This window comes from Kitasatospora fiedleri, assembly GCF_948472415.1.
Classification (GTDB): domain Bacteria; phylum Actinomycetota; class Actinomycetes; order Streptomycetales; family Streptomycetaceae; genus Kitasatospora; species Kitasatospora fiedleri.
In genome coordinates this window covers 467,588-485,319 of sequence record NZ_OX419519.1, presented here as the reverse complement: position 1 = coordinate 485,319, position 17,732 = coordinate 467,588, and the positions used below count along the sequence as shown (strand labels likewise).

Genomic DNA, 17,732 nt, shown 5'->3' with positions numbered 1-17,732 from the left:
CCGGCCGGACGGCCGGGTAGCCGGGCGGGGACGGCGGTGACGGGGTGGATGGTGGCTGTCTCGTCGCGGCGGGGGTGGCCGGGCCGCTCCGGGCTCAGACCGGCCGCCGGGCCGCCTTGGCGACCGACTCCCGGGCACGGGCCGGGTCGTCGCCGGCGCCGAGGACCATGCCGCAGACCTGCGCCTCGAAGCAGACGTCCGCGGTGAGCGGCTCCACCAGGTAGCCGCCGAGGTCGAGGGTGACCAGGCCGTGCAGGGCGATCCAGAGCTGGTGGGCCACCAGTTCCGGGTCGGCGGGCCGGAAGCGCTCGGCGGCCACGCAACGCTTGACCGCCCGGACCAGGGCGTCCAGGGTGTAGCGGCCGTGCTGCCGGTCGGCGTCGGTGAGCGAGAAGCTGCTGAGGCCGGCGCCGCCGAACATCACGTTGTAGAGGTGCCGGTGCTCGCGGGCGTTGGCCCGGTACGCCCAGCCGAGCGCGACCACGTCGGCGACCGGGTCGTCGGTCTCCTCGACCGCCTCCAGCCGCCGGTTGAGCAGCGTGAAGCCCTCGCGGACCATCGTCCGCACCAGGTCGTCCATGCCGCCGAAGTGGGTGTAGACCGCCATGGTCGAGGTGCCCACGGTGGCCGCCAGCTTGCGGGTGGACAGCGCGGCCGGTCCTTCTTCGCTGAGCAGCTTCGCCGCGGCCTCGATCAGCTGCGCACTGAGGTTCGGGTCGACCCGCCGTGGACTCACCCTTGACAGTATGTCAGCCACCTGTGACCCTCATCAATGACGGCGTTATGTAACGGTGCTATCGACGGAGGGGGCCACCATGCCCGGCACCACCGCACACCCCACCAGGAGCCACCCGCACAGCACCACCCACCTGCTCGGACCCGGCTACCGGCCGGTGCCCGCCGAGACCGCGCACACCGACCTCACCGTCCGCGGCACCCTGCCGCCCCAACTGGACGGCACCTTCCTGCGGATCGGCCCCAACACCCGCGGCGAGCACGACCCCGCCGTCCAGCACGCCTTCGCCGGCGCCGGCATGGTGCACGGACTGCGCCTCGGCGGCGGACGCGCCCACTGGTACCGCAACCGCTGGCTGCGCGACGGCGCCCTCAGCCGCGAACTCGGCGAACTGCCCGTCCCCGGCCCGCGCCACGGCCCGGACGGCAACGTCAACGCCAACCTGGTCCGCCACGCCGGCCGCACCCTGGCCGTCACCGACGGCGGCACCCGGCCGCTCCTGCTCGACCCCGAACTGCGCACCCTCGCCCGCACCGACCTCGACGGCACCCTCCCCGGCGGCCTCTGCGCCCACCCGCTCACCGACCCGGTGACCGGCGAACTGCACGCCGTCGCCGTCGACCCGGACGGCGACCGGGCCGTCCTGCTCACCGTCGACACCGGGGGCCGGGTCCGCGACGCGCGGCCCGTAGCGGTCAAGGGCCGCCCCTGGATGCACGCCTTCGCGCTCACCGCCCGCCACACCGTCCTGTTCGACCTGCCGGTCGCCCACGACCCCGCCGAGGCCGCCGCCGGCTCGTCCTTCCCCCACACCTGGCAGCACGACCGCGACGCCCGGATCGGCATCGTCCCCCGCGACCGGCCGGACGCCGCCCCGCTCTGGCTGGACGTCCCGCCCTGCTTCGTCTTCCACCCCGTCAACGCCTTCGAGGACGCCGACGGCCGGATCACCGTCGACGTCATCCGCCACGAACGCGCCTTCGACCGCGACCGGCTGCACCCCAGCGAATCCGCCCCCGCCCTGTGGCGCTGGACCCTCGACCCCCGCGAGGGCGCCGTCCTCGAACACCGGCTCGACGGCCGGACCCAGGAGTTCCCGCGGATCGACGAACGCCGCACCGGACTGCCCTACCGCTACGCCTTCACCCTCGAACTCGCCCCCGGCCAGGGCGCCGCCCTCTGCGGCCCCGCCCTGCTCCGCCACGACCTCACCACCGGCCGCACCGACCGGCACCCCTTCGCCGACGGCCGCCAGGGCGGCGAAGCCGTCTTCGTCCCGCGCGACGCCCGCGCCCCCGAAGGCGACGGCTGGCTGCTCACCCTGGTGTACGACCCCGCCGCCGACCGCAGCGAACTGCTCGTCCTGGACACCGCCGACTTCACCGGCCCGCCGGTCGCGGCCGTACCGCTGCCGGTACGGGTGCCGCACGGGTTCCACGCGCAGTGGGTGCCGTCGGGGTGGTGACCGGGGGCGCCGGGCCCGGGCGGGGGAGCGGGGCGGTGGTGGCGGCGGCGGTGTCGGGGGACGGCTCCGGGTGCGGTGCGGCTGTGGTGCCGGGAGGTGGCGCTGGGCGTGGCGTGGCCGTGGCGGTGGTGTCGACGGGCGGCTCCGGACGCAGCGCGGTCGCCGCGCCCCGCAACAGGACCCGGCCGAAGAACGCCACCAGCACCGGATCGGGCAGGCCGGTCGCCGAGGCCACCGTCCGCCACAGCACCCCCCAGTGCCGGGCCGCCGCCGCCCGGACCACCGGGTCGCCGGCCGCCGCCGCGTGCAACTGCCACTGGAGGGCGAAGGGGCCGCCCGGCCCGAGCATCCGCCGCCAGGCCCGCTCCCCGGCCCGCAACGCGGTGACGCCGCCCGGGTTCCGGGCCCCAGCCGCCTCCGCAGCCCCGGCCCCGCCCGCGTCCCGGGCCGCAGCCGTGAACGCCCGGGCGGCTTCGCCGGTGGCGAGTTCGGCGGCGGCCAGGAACACCGCGCGCTTGGTGGCGAACAGCCGGAACAGGTAGGGCTGCGACACCCCGGCCCGGTCCGCGATCGCCGCGGTCGTCGCGGCGTGGAACCCCTCGCGGGCGAACACCTCCACCGCCACCCGCACCACCGCCTCGCGCCGCTGATCCGCCGTCATCCGCACCGGCACCCACCTCCAGCGCCGAGTCTCACCCCCCGGTCGCCGGCCCGACTTCTCCGAGCGTGCCGGGGCCGGGCGCCGGGCTCTGCCGTTTCCCGGCCCGTGCTGCCTCCCGGGTTCCGCCGTTTCCCGGCCCGTGCCGCCTCCCGGGCTCCGCCGTTTCCCCGCCCGTGCTGCCTTCCCGCCCGTGCCGTCCCCCGGGCAACCAGGGAGAAGTCCCGGCCGGGCGCCCGCAGGTACCGTGCGGGGCATCCAACCGCCCGTTCCCGCCCCGCCCCCGTCCCGTCCCCGCCCCGCCCCGGGCCGCTGCCGTGCCCCTGCCGTGCCGCGAACCGGACGACGGGGCCAACCTCGCTGGTGTACAAAGTTCCTGACGTTCCATCAGTCGTTCCTGGGTCGCTCCCGCCCCGTGACCGAGAGGCTCCCGCATGACCCCCACCGGAACCCGCCCCAGGATCGTCGTGGTGGGAGCAGGTCTGGCCGGCACGGCCACCGCCCTCAGGATGCTCCGGTTCGCCCGCCGCCCGGTCGAGGTGGTCCTGCTGGAGCGGCGTTCCGACTACCGCTGTGCCGGGGTCGCCTACCACCGGCACGGCAATCCCTGGGACCACGTCTTCAACATCCAGGCCGGACGGATGTCGGTGTTCCGGGAGGACGTGCTCGACTTCGTCCACTGGGCCAACCGGGAGGCCGACCGCGGCGGTTGGCCCGCGCAGTGGGCCGACCACGAGTTCACCGAGCCGGGCCCGGCGCCCCGGCGGATCTTCCAGGACTACCTGGAGCAGCGGCTCGCCGAGGCCGCCCGGGAGGCCGCCCCCGGCGTCCTGCTCACCGAGGCCGACGGCGAGGCGCTCGACCTGGTGCCCACCGCCGCCGGGGTCGACGTGGCGGTCCGCGGGAGCGACGGCACCGCGCACGTGCTGCCCGCCGCGCACGCGGTCCTCGCCACCGGCCTGGAGCTGAAGGAAATCCCTTTCGCCGCCGAGGTGCTGGAGCACCCGCGCTTCGTCCGCCACCCCTATTCGGCCGACGGCGTGCGCCGCCTGGAGGCGCTGCCGCCGGACGCCGAGGTGGTGATCGTCGGCTCGGTGCTCAGCGCCTACGACTCGGCGGGCCTGCTGCTGCGCCGCGGCCACACCGGGCGGATCGTGCTGGTCTCCCGGACCGGGACGATGTTCCGCTCCTACCCGGGCGCCCACGAGCACGGCGTCCTGCGGCTGGCCTGCCCCCGCACGCTGCTGGAGCCCTACCGCGACCGAGAGGAGTTCCTCGGCCGGGTCCGGGCCGAGTGGACGGCGGCCTGCGCGAGCGTCGCCCGCGATCATCCCGAGATCGCCCCCGAGGTGGTCGCCGAACGGGTCGCCAAAGCCTGGGAGCCCCACCTGCCGGAGGCCCTCGCCCGCATCCCGTCCCCCGAACTGCGGTCGCTGCTGGACGAGTTCGGGACCGCGATCGCCGCCCTGCGGGTGGGCGCGGTGCCCTACACCCTGGAGGTGATCGAGCGGGCGATGCACCCCGGCCCGGTGCGGCTGCTGGTCGGCGGCGTCCAGGCGATCGTCCCCGCCGAATCCGGCCTGCTGGAGGTCACCGTCGCCACCGCCGACGAGAAGCTGACCGTCCGGGCCGACCTGGTGGTCTCCAACTTCGGCCGGGAGAGCGACTACCGGCGGGTCGAGGAGCCGCTCTGGCGCAACCTGCTGCGCCGCGGCCTGGCCACCCCCCACGAGCGCACCGGCCGCGGCCTGGAGGTCGACCACCGCGGCGTCCTGCTCACCCCCGCCGGGGTGCCCGGCGGCCCGCTCACCGCGGTCGGGCCGCTGCGCGAGGGCGACGAGATCGTCCGCAACGGCCGCACCGGCGCCTTCGCCTTCAACCTCGCCGCGATCAAGAACCACTCCATCGCGGTCGCCGCCCACGTCATCGAGCAACTCGAACTGCCCGGCGCCGCCCCCGAACCGGCCCCGCCGGCCGTCCGCGACTTGGCCGGATCACGCACCTCCGACGGCACGTTCGAGGAAGCGACCGACCCCGCGTTCGATCAGGCTGTGAACCTGGAGGTGCGGAGGATGGCGACCCGGGCCCGGGCCCGTCGGGAACGGCTCGACACCCGCCTGGACGCCCTGATCGGCCTCCTCACCACCCCGGACGACCCAGGCGGCCGCCGACTGCGGGCGGCCGTCACCCGGTCCGCCGTCCGGAGGCTCACGGACGTCTCCGTGACGCCGCGCCAACTGCGCCGTCACCTGGGGATCGCGGACGGGGGTGACACCGACGAGGACACGGAGGACTGAGTGAACGGACGACGGATCCAGGGCTTCATGCTCACCGGCGGCACCCGCGCGACGCTGCGCGGCACCTGCAACCGCACCGGCCGCCCGCAGGAGGGCTCCATCCTGATCGCCCCCCACCTGGAGGCGGGCCTGTACGAGGCCATCGTCACCGCCGGGGCCGTGGTCTGCGGCGGCGGCGGGCAGACCGGCCACATGCAGTCCCTGTGCCGGGGCCGCGGCATCCCGGTGCTCCGGGTCGACGAGGCCGACCTCGCCGCCCTGGTCGGCGAGGTCACCCTCGACCTGGAGAACGGGGCGATCCTGCTCGACCCCGACCCGGCCGCGGACCCCGCCCCCGGGCGGGGCGCCGCCGCCCCCACCGCGGCGGACCTCGGCGCGGCCTGCGCGGTCATCGCCGACTTCCAGGACATCCGGACCGTCAACTCCTCCGGGCCCGAGGCGGAACGGGTCGACTCGTTCTTCATCCGCGAGGAGTTCCTCTGCCTCGCCGCCGGGCTCAGCCCGTTCGACGCCCTCGACGGCGGCCCCGCCGAGATCGCCGGCTACGGGCGGGCCGTCGCCGAACGCCTCGGCGCCTTCGTCGAGGAACTCCTGCCCGGCCAGCGGCTGGTCCTGCGCCTGCTCGACCTGCGCTCCGACCACGCCGCCAGCGTCACCGAGCAGTCCGCCGTCGCCATCGAGCCCAACCCCGAACTGGGCCTGCACGGCGCCCGCTGGCTGCTCGGCTCGGCCCCCTACCGGGACGCCCTGCGCACGGTGCTCGACACGCTGCGCACCCGGCTCGGCGACCAGGCGGACCGAATCCACCTCTCCGTCCCGTTCCTCAACGACGCCGACGAGTACGCTCAGCTCCGCGCCCACCTCGAACTCCCGGACAGCGTCCCGCTCTCCGCGTTCATCGAGACCCCGGCCGCGGTCCACGCCACCGGGGGGATCTGCGCCGCCGGGGCCAGCGAACTGTTCGTCGGCGTCAAGGACCTGGTCCAGTTCTACCTGGCCGCCGACCGGGGCAACCACCTCGTCGCCGACTCCTACCAGACCCGGCACCCCTCCGTCCTGGACGGCGTCCGCCGGGTGGTCGAAGCCGCCCGGGCCGCCGGCACCCCGGTCCGGGTCTTCTCCCTCGGTACCGACCTCACCCACTACCTCGCCCACCTGCCCACCCCCGACGGCTACATGATGTGCACCGCCGAGCTCGTCCAGGTCCTGCACCCCCGGCCCGAACCCGTCCCCGCGGTCCCCGCCGCCCGCCTGATCGGAGTCAAGTAGCCGACCGCGCAGACTCGCTGACGCACCGTCAAGCCACCGGGGCGGGCAACTGAGCACGTTGGAAGAAGCCCGCCCCGGCGCGCGGCCACCACTCTGGGGCACGCGCCGCCACCGAGCGTGCCGGCCGAGCTCCCGCATCCCTCCTCCGCTAGGAGACCAGACCGATGACGACGCACACCGCCCCGTCGAGAACCGCCCCCCAGGGGCCGGTCGGCCACCTGAACCACGGATCGCACCGCGCTGCCCTGAACGTCTTCCTGGTGGTGGTGCTCGGCCACTGGGCCGAACACCTCGCGCAGGCGTACCAGATCTGGGGCCTCGGCTGGCCGGTCCCGAAGTCCAAGGGGCTGCTCGGGTACGCGTTCCCGTGGCTGGTGACCTCGGAGTGGATGCACTACGGCTACGCCCTGGTCATGCTGATCGGCCTGTTCCTGCTGCGCCCCGGCTTCGTCGGACGGGGCCGCACCTGGTGGACGGTGGCGCTGGCGATCCAGTTCTGGCACCACATCGAGCACCTGCTCCTGCTGCTCCAGGCCCAGACCGGGCACTTCCTGTTCGGCAAGCCCGTCCCCACCTCGGTGCTCCAACTCGCCTTCCCCCGGGTCGAGTTGCACCTCTTCTACAACACCATCGTCTTCATCCCGATGGTGATCGGCATGTACTACCACCTGCGGCCCAGCCGGACCGAACTGGCCGCGATGACGTGCAGCTGCCGACCCACCGCCCACCAGCACGAGGCCGCGGCCCTCGCGTGAGCACCCCCGCACCGCGTCGCCCCTTCCAGCGCGTCCTGGTCCTCGGCACCGCGTTCGCCGTCCTGCTGCTCGCCGGACTCCTCTGGATCAGCGCCCGCCAGCCGGTCCGGCTGGCGGGCATCACCCCGGCCGACGGCAGCGCCCTCACCCGGGCCCCCGGCGAGGTCGCCCTGACCTTCTCCGGCGACGACTTCCACCCCTCGGCGGTCTACCTCCAGGTCAACGGCCCCGACGGCACCCCCGTCACCGACGGCCCGCCCCGCCTGGACGGCCGCCGCCTGGTCACCCAGGTCCGCACCGACGCCGCGGGCACCTACCGCGTCGTCTACCGGCTCGTCCTGGACGCCGACCGCGAGGTCTCCGGCACCACCGCCTTCGACCTCGGCACCACCACCGCCCCCGCCCCGGCACCCCCTCGCGGAGGACACCGCACCGGCCCACAGCCACGCCGTCGACGGCGCCTGGAACCTGTTGCTGCTCGCCGTCGACGCCGTCCTGCTGCCCGGCGCCCTCCTCCTGATGCTCCGCCGCCCCCGGCTCCGTCGCCCCCGCACCCCCGGCCCGGCCCGCTGACCGGGCCGGACGGCTGACCGGGCCGAGGGTCGGGGGCGGGGGAGCCGCGCGGGGTCAGCCGGCCGCCGGGGCGTAGCCGCGGGCGACGATCCGCTCCGCGCCCTCCTCGTAGTAGCCGGGTCGGCCGGAAGCTCGGTGTCCAGACAGGTGACGTACCGGTTGAACAGGCAGAACGCCGCCGCGATCAGCACCGTGTCGTGGATCTGCGCGTCGTCGGCACCGGCCGCCCGGGCCTCCGCCACCAGCTCCGCCGGCAGCGCCCGGACCGGTCCCCGGACGGCGCCGGCGATCCGCAGCAGCGCCCGCAGCTTCGGGGTGACGGGCGCCTCGTCCGGCCCGTGCAGCACCGCCTTCACCAGCTCCGCACCGCCGTCCAGCTGCGCCGCGGCGAAGGCGCTGTGCGACTGCGCGCAGAACTCCGTCTCGTTGAGCTCCGAGGTGTACGCCGCGATCAGCTCGCGCTCGCCCCGGCTCAGTGCGGAGGACGCCGGGCTGCGCAGCAGCGTCTCGGCGAGCTGGTTCAACGGGGCTGCGGTGTCCGGGCGTTGGGCCATCAGGCCGCTGATGCCCGGAAGGCCGTTGGTGATGCTGATGTGAGGCATGGGTGTTCTCCCGCGGGGTCGGCCGGACGGAACGGACGGTCCATGCTGGGGCCCGGGCCGCCCCGCCGCCCACTCCCAGGTTGCCCTCCTGACCGTTCCCGGCCGCCCCCGGCCGACCCGGCCACTTCGATGCGGGAACGCTGCGACTTCCCCCGCCCGGGCCGGGCCCCGACGGTGGAGGGCGGAGGCACCCGCCTCCCCTGTCGAAGGAGAGAGTCGTCATGGACTTCCGTGATGAGCTTCCCGTGGACCACCCCCTCGCTCGGGTGTACCGGTTCGGCGCGGGCCTGTGCGGTGTCGTGCTGCTGGTGTTCGGCTGCCTGGGCCTGGCCGACGGCCTGGCGTTCTTCAGCACCCGGGGCGAGAGCGTCGCCGGGCTGTCGAGCAACGGCCTGCTGAGCCTGGTGTCGATCGTGACGGCCGTGGTGCTGATCATCGGTGCGGCGATCGGCGGCACCACAGCCTCGACGGTCAACATCGTGGTCGGCACCCTGTTCGTGCTCAGCGGCTTCGTCAACCTCGCCCTGCTCGACTCCGGCGCCAACGTGCTGGCGTTCCGCATCCCCAACGTGGTCTTCAGCTTCGCGATGGGCCTGCTCATCGCGACCTTCGGCATGTACGGGCGGGTCAGCGGCCGACTGCCGTACGACAACCCGTACTGGCGCCACCGCCACCCCGAGTCGGCCGCACCGGACGCCGCCGGGCGGCCCCGCGCGATCGACCCGGCCGACGCCCGCCTCGGAGCGCTCACGGCCGGGACCGGCCACCGCCCCCCGACGCTCTGACCCGGTCGGCCACCGGCCACCGGCCACCATGCGGGCCCGCCGTCGTGCGGGCCCGCCGCCGTGCCGTGCCATGCCGGGACCGCCGCACCGGCAAACGGTGCACCGGCGAACGCTGCGCGGATCGATGCGACAACGCTGCAAGTGGCGGGAAACGCTGCAGGCGAGGAGCGTGCGGAGCATGTCAGCCACCTCGACCACGACGTCCCGCCCCGGCCGCGCCGAGTCGCTCCGGCACCTGCTGGAGCGCACCGCCCACGGCGACCGCGCGGCGTACGCGGACCTGTACGAGGAGATCGCGCCCACCGTCCACGGCATCGCCCTGCGGGTGCTGCGCGACGCCTGGCAGGCCGAGGAGGTCGCCCAGGAGGCGCTGCTGGAGGTCTGGCGCTCGGCACCGTCCTACCGGCCGGAGCGCGGCTCGGCCGCGGCCTGGGTGGGCACGATCGCCCACCGGCGCGCCGTCGACCGGGTCAGGTCGGTGCGGGCCCGCACCGAACGCGAGGAACGCGTCGTGCGCGCCGACCGGACGGCGACCGCGCCGGCCGCCGAACCGGTGGCGGACGAGGTCGAGCGGTCCATGGAGGCGGCCCGGGTGCGGCAGGCCCTGGCCGCGCTCGGCCGGGCCCAGTGCGAGGCCCTGGTGCTCGCCTACTACGGCGGCTACTCGCAGAGCCGGATCGCGGTCCTCCTGGACGTCCCGCTGGGCACCGTCAAGAGCCGGATGCGGGACGGCCTGCTGCGGCTGCGCGCGGCCTTCGACGAGGCGTGAGGCCGCGGGGACGGGTGAGGAGGAGAACCGTGCACCACCAGGACCGTCCGACCGAATCGGTCTGGGACTACCCCAGACCGCCCGCCCTGGTGCCCGACGGCCGGCTCGTCGAGGTCTTCTTCGCCGGGCGGCTGCTCGCCTCCACCCGCCGGGCCCTGCGCGTGCTGGAGACCAGCCACCCGCCGGTGTTCTACCTGCCGCGCCCCGACGTGGCCACGGCCCTGCTCCGGCCGGCCGACGGCGGCACCCTGTGCGAGTGGAAGGGCCGCGCCCGGTACTGGAACGTGCTGGCCGACGGGCGGCTGTCGCCCCGGGCCGCCTGGAGCTACCCCGAGCCGATGCCCGGCTACCGCGCGCTCCGCGACCACCTGGCGTTCCACCCGGACCGGGTGGACCGCTGCACGGTGGACGGCGAGACCGTCCGGCCGCAGCAGGGCGGGTTCTACGGCGGCTGGATCACCGACGAGATCACCGGCCCGTTCAAGGGCGCGCCCGGGACGTCCCGATGGTGAACGAGACGGCGACGGCAGGAGGCCGGGCCTCCACGGCGACGGACACCGGTGACCCGCGCCCGGGCCACGACCCGGCGGACGACGCCCTGGCCGGGGTGTCGACCGGGGCGGTCGCCCGGCGGCTGGGCGTGTCGCCCACCACAGTGCGCTCCTGGGAGCGCCGGTACGGGATCGGCCCCTCCCACCGGGAGCCGGGCCGGCACCGCCGCTGGAGCCCGGCGGACATCGCCCTGCTGGAGGAGATGTGCCGCCTGACCTCCCGCGGCGTCCCCCGGGGGAGGCCGCCCGCGCCGCCCGGCCGCCGGAGACCGGCCCCGCGCGGCCCGACCCCACCCGGCCCGACTCCGGGTCCGACGAGGCGGCCCCGGCCGGGCCCGGCCCCCGTCCGCCCGGCGGCAGCCGCGCGATGCCGGTGGGCACCGTCCGGCCCGAGTGCCGGGGCCTGGCCCGGGCGGCCGTGCGGCTGGACGGCCCGAGGTCGCCGACATCCTGCGGCTGGCCCTCGCCGACCTCGGCCCCGAACGGGCGTGGACCGAGGTGATGATGCCCGCGCTGCGCGCGGCCGGCCGCAAGTGGGCCGCCGACGGCGAGCAGTACGTCGAGGTCGAGCACCTGCTGTCCTGGCACGTCTCCGCGGCGCTGCGCGCGGTGGCCGTCACCCCGGCCCGCTTCCGGTCCGGGCCGCCCGTCCTGCTCGCGGCGATGCCCGCCGAGCAGCACACCCTGCCGCTGGAGGCGGTGGCGGCCGGCATGGCCGTCCGGGGACTGCCCTACCGCATGCTCGGCGCGACCGTCCCGGCCCGGGCCCTGCTCGACGCTGTCCAGCGCCTGGGCCCCTCCGCGGTCCTGCTCTGGTCGCAGAGCGAGCGCACCGCGGACCCGCTCCTCGCCCGCCAGGTCGACCGAGCCGTCTGGGGCCCGCCCGGCTCCCGGACCCGCCCCCTGGTCGTCGCCGCCGGCCCCGGCTGGCACCGCCACGACCCGCCCGCCCCGACCGGCCGCCCCCGGACGCTCGAAGCGGCGCTGGACCTGATCGAACAGTCCTTCACCGCCCGGCCGCCCACCACCCGCCCGGCCGAGCCGCCCCGCTGAGCCGCCCGTCCGTCCCACCGCCTGTCCCACCGCCCGTCCCCCCCCGACTGCTTCGCTGAGCCGCCCGGCCGGTCAGCCTGAGCCGTCGCCGTCGCCGTCGCCGTCGCCGTCGCCGTCGCCGAGGCCACGGCCGCAGCCGGAGGCCGGGCAGGTCGATTCGTGGCGCGGGTGACCGATCCGCGGCGCGGTCGGCTCCGAACCCGGGGAGCAGACACCAGCGTGAGGCCGCCCGGCGGCCCCGTCCGGCGGAGGGGACCCATGACCGTACCTGCCACCCGAAACAGCCCGGCACCCGAACGGCGCGCGGGCGCGCGCGCCGGGGCCGCCGAGGTGCTGGCCCCGGTGCTCCAGGAGCTGCTCGGGGGGCCGCCGCCCTTCGGCCTGCGGCTCTGGGACGGTTCGACCACCGGCCCGGCGACCGGGCCGCAGGTGGTGGTGCGCCACCGCCGGGCGTTGCGTCGGCTGCTGTGGCAGCCGGGCGAGCTGGGGCTGGCCGACGCCTGGATCAGCGGTGAGCTCGACGTCGAGGGCGACCTCGGCGAGGCCCTGTCCGCCGTCCGCCGGGAACTCGCCGGACGGCGGCTCGGCCGGCCGTCCCCGGGCAGCTGGCCCGCCCTGCTGTCGGCCGCCGCCCGGCTCGGGGCCGTCGGACCGCCGCCGCCCCGGCCCGGCGGCCGGGCCCGGGTCCGCGGTGCCCTGCACAGCCGGGGTCGGGACCGGGCGGTGATCAGCCACCACTACGACCTGTCGAACGAGTTCTACGCCCTGCTGCTCGGACCGGCGATGGCCTACTCGTGCGCCTACTACACCTCCGACGACCAGTCCCTGGAGGCCGCCCAGGAGGCCAAGTTCGACCTGATCTGCCGCAAGCTCGACCTGCGCCCCGGCACCCGGCTGCTCGACGTCGGCTGCGGCTGGGGCGCACTGGCTCGGCACGCCGCCGTCCACTACGGCGCGCAGGTCACCGCCGTCACCCTCTCCGCCCGCCAGCACGCCCACGCCCGCTCGCTGGTGGCCGAGGCGGGCGTCGCCGACCTGGTCGACGTCCGGCTGTGCGACTACCGGGAGATCGCCGCGGACGCCTACGATGCCGTCAGCTGCGTGGAGATGGGCGAGCACGTCGGCCGGGACCAGTACCCCGACTTCGCCGCCCGGCTGCACGGACTGCTCCGCCCCGGCGGCCGACTGCTGGTCCAGCAGATGTCGCGCGGGGCCGCCGCGCCCGGCGGCGGCGCGTTCATCGAGGCGTACATCGCCCCCGACATGCACATGCGCCCGCTCGGGCAGACCGTCGACCTGATCGAGGCGGCGGGCCTGGAGGTGCTGCACACCGAGGCGATGCGCCCGCACTACGCCCGCACCATCGACGCCTGGCGGGACACCCTGACCCGCCACCAGGACCGTTTCACCGCCCTGGTCGGCCGGCCCGCGGTGCGGCTGTGGCAGCTCTACACGGCGGGCAGCTCGCTGGCCTTCTCCGAGGGGCGGATGGGGGTCGACCAGATCCTCGCCCGCCGCCCCGGCGGACCGGACGCGACCGTCAGGCCCGCCGAGTGGTACGGCGGCTGAGGGGACGTCGGGCCCGCCGAGCGGTGGGGCGGCTGAGCGGGCGTCAGCCGCGCGAGACCCGCAGCGCCCAGGCGATCAGCGGGGCCTGCAACGGCAGCCGGGCGAACGCGGCGGCGCGCAGCGGGGCCGGGCGGTGGCGCCAGTCGTAGGCCATCTTCACGTTGGCCGGGAAGACGGCGGCGAACAGCCCGGCGGCCGCCAGCCCGCCGCCGCGGCGGCTGCGCGGGTGCAGCACCGCCGCGCCGACGGCCAGCTCGGCCAGGCCGCTCGCCCTGGTCCAGGTCCGGGGGTCGCCGGGCAGGCTGCGCGGCACGATCGAGTCGAAGGGCTTCGGCGCGGCGAAGTGCGCGACTCCGGCGGCGAGCAGGAGGCCGCCCAGCAGGCGGGCGGAACGGTCGGCGGTCATCGGTTCTCCTGGTCGTCCGGGCGGTGCGGGATGTTACCGAACAGTAGACCCGCTGGGCGCCCTTCGGGAACACCCCGGGTCCCGGCTCCGGCCCCCGGGCCGGAGCCGTCAGCGAGCCGTAAGGCCGTCCTGGGCGGGTCGGCCGCCCGCCCTCCTTAGGGTGGGGGCATGACCACTGCTTCTGCACAGGGAAACCCGCCCCGCGCCGACGGCGTCCCGAGCGCCGAGCTCGGGGTGATCGGGGGGTCGGGGCTGTACGCCTTGCTCGGGGACGCCGTCGAGGTGCGGGTGGAGACGCCGTACGGGCCGCCGTCCGACGCCCTGTTCGTCGGCGAGGCGGCCGGCCGGCGGGTCGCCTTCCTGCCCCGGCACGGCCGGGGCCACCGGCTGCCGCCGCACCGGATCAACTACCGGGCCAACCTGTGGGCGCTGCACGCGCTGGGGGTGCGGCAGGTGGTGGCGCCGTGCGCGGTGGGCGGCCTGCGCCCGAGTACGGGCCGGGCACGCTGCTGGTGCCGGACCAGTTCGTCGACCGCACCTCCGGGCGGGCGCAGACCTACTACGACGGCCGGATACTGCCGGACGGTTCGGTGCCCGAGGTGGTCCACGTCTCGATGGCCGACCCCTACTGCCCGGCCGGCCGCGCCGCCGCCCTGGCCGCCGCCCGCGACCTCGCCTGGGAGCCCGTGGACGGCGGCACCCTGGTGGTGATCGAGGGCCCGCGCTTCTCCACCCGGGCGGAGTCGCGCTGGTTCACCGCCAACGGCTGGTCCGTGGTCGGCATGACCGGCCACCCGGAAGCCGTCCTGGCCCGCGAACTCGGCCTCTGCTACACCTCGTTGGCCCTGGTGACCGACCTCGACGCGGGCGTCGAGAGCGGCGAGGGCGTCACCCACGCCGAGGTGCTGGAGGTCTTCGCCCACAACGTCGAGCGCCTGCGCACCGTCCTGTTCGGGGCCCTGGAGGCGCTGCCCGCCGTCCGGCACTGCCCGTGCTCGCACGCCCTGGACGGGCTGGTCACCGGCCTGCCCGGCGTGCCCTCCTGACCCGCCGTCGGACCACGGCGGTGAGCGCGGCCGCGGCCGCGCTCACCGCCAGGAACAGCAGCCAGTTCCGCAGGTAGGGCAGCGGCAGCAGGGTCGGGTTGCCGTGGTCGTCCCCGGCCCGCAGCACCGCCGGGACGGCCACCGCGCCCACCGCCGCCGCCACCACCAGCCAGCCGCGCAGCACCGGCCGACCGGTCGCGGCCGCGCCGACCGCGCACACCAGCGGCAGCCACAGCCCGTCGTGCAGCACCAGCAGCCCCACGGCCCACAGCAGCACGCCGAGCGGGCCGGTCACGTACGGGTCGGTCAGCAGGCCGGTCAGCCCGCAGGCGATCAGGGCGAGGCCGCCGAGCAGCAGGGCACCGCGGAAGATCCGCACCTCAGACCACCTCGATCCGGGCGACCCACTTGGTCTGTAGCACCCCGGGCCGGTTCGGCGCGACGATCCGCGCCGGGAAGCCGTGGTCGGGCGTCAGCGGGCGGCCGTCCAGGGCCAGGGCCAGCAGGGTGAGCGGGTCGTCGGCGTACCCGGCGGGCATCTCGGTGACCCGGTACGGCCCGTCCTCCTCCAGGGAGGTGATCCGCACCGTCGACCCGGCCGGGACGCCGGCCCGGCGCAGCAGGTCGGTCAGCCGCACGCCCGTCCAGCGGGCGTTCGCGCTCCAGCCCTCCACGCAGGTGATCGGCAGTTCGGCGGTGGTCTGCGGCAGGGCGCGCAGTTCGGCCAGGCCGATCCGGTAGCCGGCCGGGCCGTCGACGGCCAGCCGCCAGTCGGCCGGGACGGTGGTCGTCCCGGCCTGAGCGGCGGTGCGGTTCACCGGCAGCGCCTGGCCCCCGGCGCCCGGGCGGCGCGGGGCGAACAGGTCCAGGGCGCGCAGCCACGGCACGGTCTGGCCCGCGGTGGTGAGGGTGACCGCGCTGACGGCGGCGGCCGTCGCCGCGAGCACCGCCCGCCGCCCGGGCAGCGGGACGGCGGTGGCCCGGCGCCAGTGCGCGGCGATCACCGGCGCCTTGACCGCCAGGTGGACCAGCAGCGCGCCGACCGCCGTCCACGCCGTCCAGTAGTGGGTCTGCCGGAACGGGAACGGCCACGGGTACCACTGGAGGGTGTTCAGCAGACCGGTGAACAGCTGTAGCAGCACGGCGGAGACCAACAGCGCGATCGACAGCCGCTCCAGCCCCTGCAGGACGCTGCGTGCGGGCGGCCAGGCGAACAGCCGCGGGTACACCGTCCACAGCTTCGCGCCCGTCAGTGGGATCGCGGCCAGCCCGCTGATCACGTGCAGGCCCTGGGTGACCCGGTAGCCGTTCACCGGACGGGACGGCAGGTGCGGCGCCAGCCAGGACGGCGGGTCCTGGAGCAGGTGGCTGATCAGCCCGGTGGCGAAGCACAGCAGCACCGCCGCGCCCAGCCACCGGCCGATCGCCACCGCGGTGCGCGGCTCGTGCGCGGCGGAGCGGAACGCGCCCGGGCGGAACGGGCCGCGCCGCAGCGCGGCGGGCGGGGCGGGCAGCGGCGGATCGAAGCGCCGCCGGGCGGGGAGGGGTCGGAGTCCACGAGACCATCGAAGCGCGCCCGGCCGCCCCGACGGCGCTACGACGTGCTTACGGAATCCGAACGGCCCGACCGAACGGCCCGTGTCCGGACGGGTGTTCGGGCGGATGCTTACGGAATCCGGACGGCACCCCGCCGCCGCCCCCCGGACGCCCCGAGCTGCGAGGGTGGGGCGGTGACCGCACGCCCCGCCCTGCCCTGCGCCCTCGCCGTCACCGCCCTGGCCGGCTGCCTCGCGCTGACCTTCACCACCGGCGGCACCCTCGGCGACCGGACCCCGCTCTACGGCTGGTACGCCGCCGACGCCGCCCTGTTCGCGACGGCGCTGCTCCTGCTGCGCCGGGTACCGGCCCGGCAGGTGACCCGGCTGGTGCTGGCCGGCGGCGTCCTGGTCGCCGCGACCGGCCTGCTCGCCCCGCCCCGGACCAGCGACGACGCCTACCGCTACGGCTGGGACGGCAAGGTGCAGGCCGCGGGCGTCTCCCCGTACGCGCACACCCCGAGGACCCGGCCCTGACCCGGCTGCGCGACCCCGGCCGGTTCCCGGTCGGCGACGGCTGCGCGGAGTGGGACGAACGGCGCACCGCCGACGGCGCCTGCACCCGGATCAACCGCCCCGCCGTGCACACCGTCTACCCGCCGCTGGCCGAGGCGTGGTTCCTCCTCCAACGCCCCTTCGGCGACGGCGTCCGGGTCGCCCAGGCGGCCGGGGCGACCCTGGCGGTGGCGACCACCGCCCTGCTGCTCGCGGTGACGGGCGGACGGCGGCGGGCCGCGCTCTGGGCCTGGTGCCCGGGCGTCGCGGTCTGGGCGGTCAACGACGCCCACGTCGACACGCTCGGCGCACTCCTGACCGTGGCCGGCCTGAGCTGGGCGGCCCGCACCCGGCCGGTGCCGGCCGGCGCGGCCCTGGGCGCGGCAACGGCGGTGAAGCTCCTCCCCGCCCTGGCCCTCCCGGGCGCCCTCTCCGGCGTCCTCTCCCCCGCCCGCCCGGCACCGACCCGGCACGGCCCCGGCCGGCCCGCGCGCCGCGCCGGAGACGGACCCGGGAGCGCCCGGCCGGCCCGCCGGGGGTGCGTTCCGGCCTGCTGCGGCCCTGGTGCTGCTGGTGGCCGCCGCCGGGGTGTTCGTGCTCTGCTACCTGCCGTACGTGGCGGCGTCCGGGGCCGGGGTGCTCGGCTACCTGCCCGGCTACCTGCGGGAGGAGGGCTACCAGCAGGGTCACCTCGACCGATTCGGGCTGCTGCGCCTGGTGCTGCCCGACCGGTTCGCGCCGTGGGGCGGGGCGGCGCTGCTGGCCGTCCTGGTGTGGCGGGTGCTGCGGCACGGTGACCCGGGGCGGCCCTGGCGGGGCGCGTTGCTGGTGACCGGCGGGGCGCTGCTGCTGGCCGCCCCCGGCTACCCCTGGTACGGGCTGCTGGTGGTGGCGCTGGTCGCCCTCGACGGCCGCTGGGAGTGGCTGGCGGTGCCCGCCGCCGGGCAGTTGCTGTACCTGGCCGGTGGTGAACGGACGCAGCAACTCGCCTACGGGGCGGCCCTGCTGGTGATCGCGGCGGTGTCCGCGCGGCGGGCCGGACGGTGGCCGCGACCGGTGCGCGCACAGATGACGGAAGTCTGACGGCCCGCCCGCGCCCCTGGGCAAC

17 protein-coding genes and 4 pseudogenes are annotated in these 17,732 nt (G+C 76.3%); 15 read left to right on the top strand and 6 right to left on the bottom strand.

Annotated elements, in window-relative coordinates; genetic code table 11:
• Positions 1-94: 94 nt before the first annotated feature.
• Positions 95-736, bottom strand: a complete 642-nt coding sequence (locus tag QMQ26_RS02605) for a TetR/AcrR family transcriptional regulator (protein ID WP_100834699.1) — start codon at positions 734-736, stop codon at positions 95-97.
• A 79-nt stretch (positions 737-815) separates the two neighbouring features.
• Between QMQ26_RS02605 and QMQ26_RS02600 the strand changes: the two genes are divergently transcribed.
• Complete coding sequence (locus QMQ26_RS02600; RefSeq protein ID WP_282204614.1) at positions 816-2,201, top strand: carotenoid oxygenase family protein; 1,386 nt, start codon at positions 816-818, stop codon at positions 2,199-2,201.
• On the opposite strand, the gene QMQ26_RS37880 is transcribed toward QMQ26_RS02600, so the two are convergent.
• On the bottom strand, positions 2,116-2,862 hold the full coding sequence (locus tag QMQ26_RS37880; protein WP_404814043.1) for a helix-turn-helix domain-containing protein: 747 nt from the start codon (positions 2,860-2,862) through the stop codon (positions 2,116-2,118). The two genes, QMQ26_RS02600 and QMQ26_RS37880, sit on opposite strands and share 86 nt — an antisense overlap.
• A 431-nt stretch (positions 2,863-3,293) precedes the next feature.
• Here QMQ26_RS37880 and QMQ26_RS02590 point away from each other — a divergent pair, with 431 nt between their 5' ends.
• From QMQ26_RS02590 to QMQ26_RS02575, 4 genes are all read left to right on the top strand, one after another.
• Positions 3,294-5,156 (top strand): FAD/NAD(P)-binding protein, encoded by a 1,863-nt coding sequence (locus QMQ26_RS02590; RefSeq protein ID WP_282204613.1) that lies wholly within the window; start codon positions 3,294-3,296, stop codon positions 5,154-5,156.
• Complete coding sequence (locus QMQ26_RS02585) at positions 5,157-6,425, top strand: putative PEP-binding protein (protein WP_282204612.1); 1,269 nt, start codon at positions 5,157-5,159, stop codon at positions 6,423-6,425.
• A gap of 164 nt (positions 6,426-6,589) precedes the next feature.
• Positions 6,590-7,180 carry a hypothetical protein gene (locus tag QMQ26_RS02580; RefSeq protein WP_100834695.1) on the top strand — a complete coding sequence of 197 codons (591 nt, stop codon included), beginning with the start codon at positions 6,590-6,592 and terminating at the stop codon, positions 7,178-7,180.
• Complete coding sequence (locus QMQ26_RS02575; protein ID WP_282204611.1) at positions 7,177-7,770, top strand: copper resistance CopC family protein; 594 nt, start codon at positions 7,177-7,179, stop codon at positions 7,768-7,770. The genes QMQ26_RS02580 and QMQ26_RS02575 overlap by 4 nt, the downstream gene beginning before the upstream one ends.
• A 37-nt stretch (positions 7,771-7,807) precedes the next feature.
• Here QMQ26_RS02575 and QMQ26_RS02570 read toward each other — a convergent pair.
• A pseudogene (locus QMQ26_RS02570) lies at positions 7,808-8,355 on the bottom strand (carboxymuconolactone decarboxylase family protein).
• 221 nt (positions 8,356-8,576) lie between these two features.
• Here QMQ26_RS02570 and QMQ26_RS02565 point away from each other — a divergent pair.
• The 6 genes and pseudogenes from QMQ26_RS02565 (at position 8,577) to QMQ26_RS02545 (ending at position 13,082) form a co-directional block, all read left to right on the top strand.
• Complete coding sequence (locus QMQ26_RS02565) at positions 8,577-9,140, top strand: DUF4383 domain-containing protein (RefSeq protein WP_282204610.1); 564 nt, start codon at positions 8,577-8,579, stop codon at positions 9,138-9,140.
• Between the two features lie 178 nt (positions 9,141-9,318).
• The gene (locus tag QMQ26_RS02560; RefSeq protein WP_282204609.1) at positions 9,319-9,909 is read left to right on the top strand and encodes a sigma-70 family RNA polymerase sigma factor; all 591 of its coding nucleotides are present in this window, start codon (positions 9,319-9,321) and stop codon (positions 9,907-9,909) included.
• 29 nt (positions 9,910-9,938) lie between these two features.
• A complete protein-coding gene (locus QMQ26_RS02555; RefSeq protein ID WP_282204608.1) occupies positions 9,939-10,421 on the top strand; it encodes a DUF427 domain-containing protein in 483 nt (160 codons plus the stop codon).
• Positions 10,415-10,630 (top strand): annotated as a pseudogene (locus QMQ26_RS37195) (MerR family DNA-binding transcriptional regulator); the annotation flags it as partial. The gene QMQ26_RS02555 and the pseudogene QMQ26_RS37195, both read left to right, overlap by 7 nt.
• 223 nt (positions 10,631-10,853) lie before the next feature.
• Positions 10,854-11,513 (top strand): B12-binding domain-containing protein, encoded by a 660-nt coding sequence (locus QMQ26_RS02550; RefSeq protein ID WP_318552176.1) that lies wholly within the window; start codon positions 10,854-10,856, stop codon positions 11,511-11,513.
• Positions 11,514-11,771: 258 nt separating this feature from the next.
• Positions 11,772-13,082 carry an SAM-dependent methyltransferase gene (locus tag QMQ26_RS02545; protein WP_282204607.1) on the top strand — a complete coding sequence of 437 codons (1,311 nt, stop codon included), beginning with the start codon at positions 11,772-11,774 and terminating at the stop codon, positions 13,080-13,082.
• A 43-nt stretch (positions 13,083-13,125) separates the two neighbouring features.
• On the opposite strand, the gene QMQ26_RS02540 is transcribed toward QMQ26_RS02545, so the two are convergent.
• Positions 13,126-13,488 carry a DoxX family protein gene (locus QMQ26_RS02540; RefSeq protein WP_100834687.1) on the bottom strand — a complete coding sequence of 121 codons (363 nt, stop codon included), beginning with the start codon at positions 13,486-13,488 and terminating at the stop codon, positions 13,126-13,128.
• A 168-nt stretch (positions 13,489-13,656) separates the two neighbouring features.
• On the opposite strand from QMQ26_RS02540, the pseudogene QMQ26_RS02535 reads away from it, so the two are divergent.
• Positions 13,657-14,534, top strand: a pseudogene (locus QMQ26_RS02535) (S-methyl-5'-thioadenosine phosphorylase).
• Here the strand turns inward: QMQ26_RS02535 and QMQ26_RS02530 are convergent.
• Together QMQ26_RS02530 and QMQ26_RS02525 are read right to left on the bottom strand one after the other, a co-directional pair.
• Entirely contained in the window at positions 14,506-14,913 is a 408-nt protein-coding gene (locus QMQ26_RS02530; protein WP_282204606.1) for a hypothetical protein, read from the bottom strand. The pseudogene QMQ26_RS02535 and the gene QMQ26_RS02530 overlap by 29 nt on opposite strands.
• Before the next feature lies 1 nt (position 14,914).
• Positions 14,915-15,964, bottom strand: coding sequence for a molybdopterin-dependent oxidoreductase (locus QMQ26_RS02525; RefSeq protein ID WP_318552175.1), 1,050 nt, complete (start codon positions 15,962-15,964; stop codon positions 14,915-14,917).
• Between the two features lie 300 nt (positions 15,965-16,264).
• On the opposite strand from QMQ26_RS02525, the gene QMQ26_RS37190 reads away from it, so the two are divergent.
• The 3 genes and pseudogenes from QMQ26_RS37190 to QMQ26_RS37180 all read left to right on the top strand — a co-directional run bounded on the left by QMQ26_RS37190 (position 16,265) and on the right by QMQ26_RS37180 (position 17,707).
• Entirely contained in the window at positions 16,265-16,606 is a 342-nt protein-coding gene (locus tag QMQ26_RS37190; RefSeq protein ID WP_318552174.1) for a hypothetical protein, read from the top strand.
• 104 nt (positions 16,607-16,710) lie between these two features.
• Positions 16,711-16,986, top strand: a pseudogene (locus QMQ26_RS37185) (hypothetical protein); the annotation flags it as partial.
• Positions 16,987-17,188: 202 nt separating this feature from the next.
• A complete protein-coding gene (locus QMQ26_RS37180) occupies positions 17,189-17,707 on the top strand; it encodes a hypothetical protein (RefSeq protein ID WP_318552299.1) in 519 nt (172 codons plus the stop codon).
• Positions 17,708-17,732: the final 25 nt, after the last annotated feature.

Excerpts from the sequence above, each read along its gene's own strand:
- QMQ26_RS02580 (WP_100834695.1), top strand. The coding sequence starts at position 6,590 with ATGACGACGCACACCGCCCCGTCGAGAACCGCCCCCCAGGGGCCGGTC.
- QMQ26_RS02590 (WP_282204613.1), top strand. The coding sequence starts at position 3,294 with ATGACCCCCACCGGAACCCGCCCCAGGATCGTCGTGGTGGGAGCAGGT.
- QMQ26_RS02560 (WP_282204609.1), top strand. The coding sequence starts at position 9,319 with ATGTCAGCCACCTCGACCACGACGTCCCGCCCCGGCCGCGCCGAGTCG.
- QMQ26_RS37880 (WP_404814043.1), bottom strand. The coding sequence starts at position 2,862 with ATGACGGCGGATCAGCGGCGCGAGGCGGTGGTGCGGGTGGCGGTGGAG.
- QMQ26_RS02600 (WP_282204614.1), top strand. The coding sequence starts at position 816 with ATGCCCGGCACCACCGCACACCCCACCAGGAGCCACCCGCACAGCACC.
- QMQ26_RS02545 (WP_282204607.1), top strand. The coding sequence starts at position 11,772 with ATGACCGTACCTGCCACCCGAAACAGCCCGGCACCCGAACGGCGCGCG.
- QMQ26_RS02540 (WP_100834687.1), bottom strand. The coding sequence starts at position 13,488 with ATGACCGCCGACCGTTCCGCCCGCCTGCTGGGCGGCCTCCTGCTCGCC.
- QMQ26_RS02565 (WP_282204610.1), top strand. The coding sequence starts at position 8,577 with ATGGACTTCCGTGATGAGCTTCCCGTGGACCACCCCCTCGCTCGGGTG.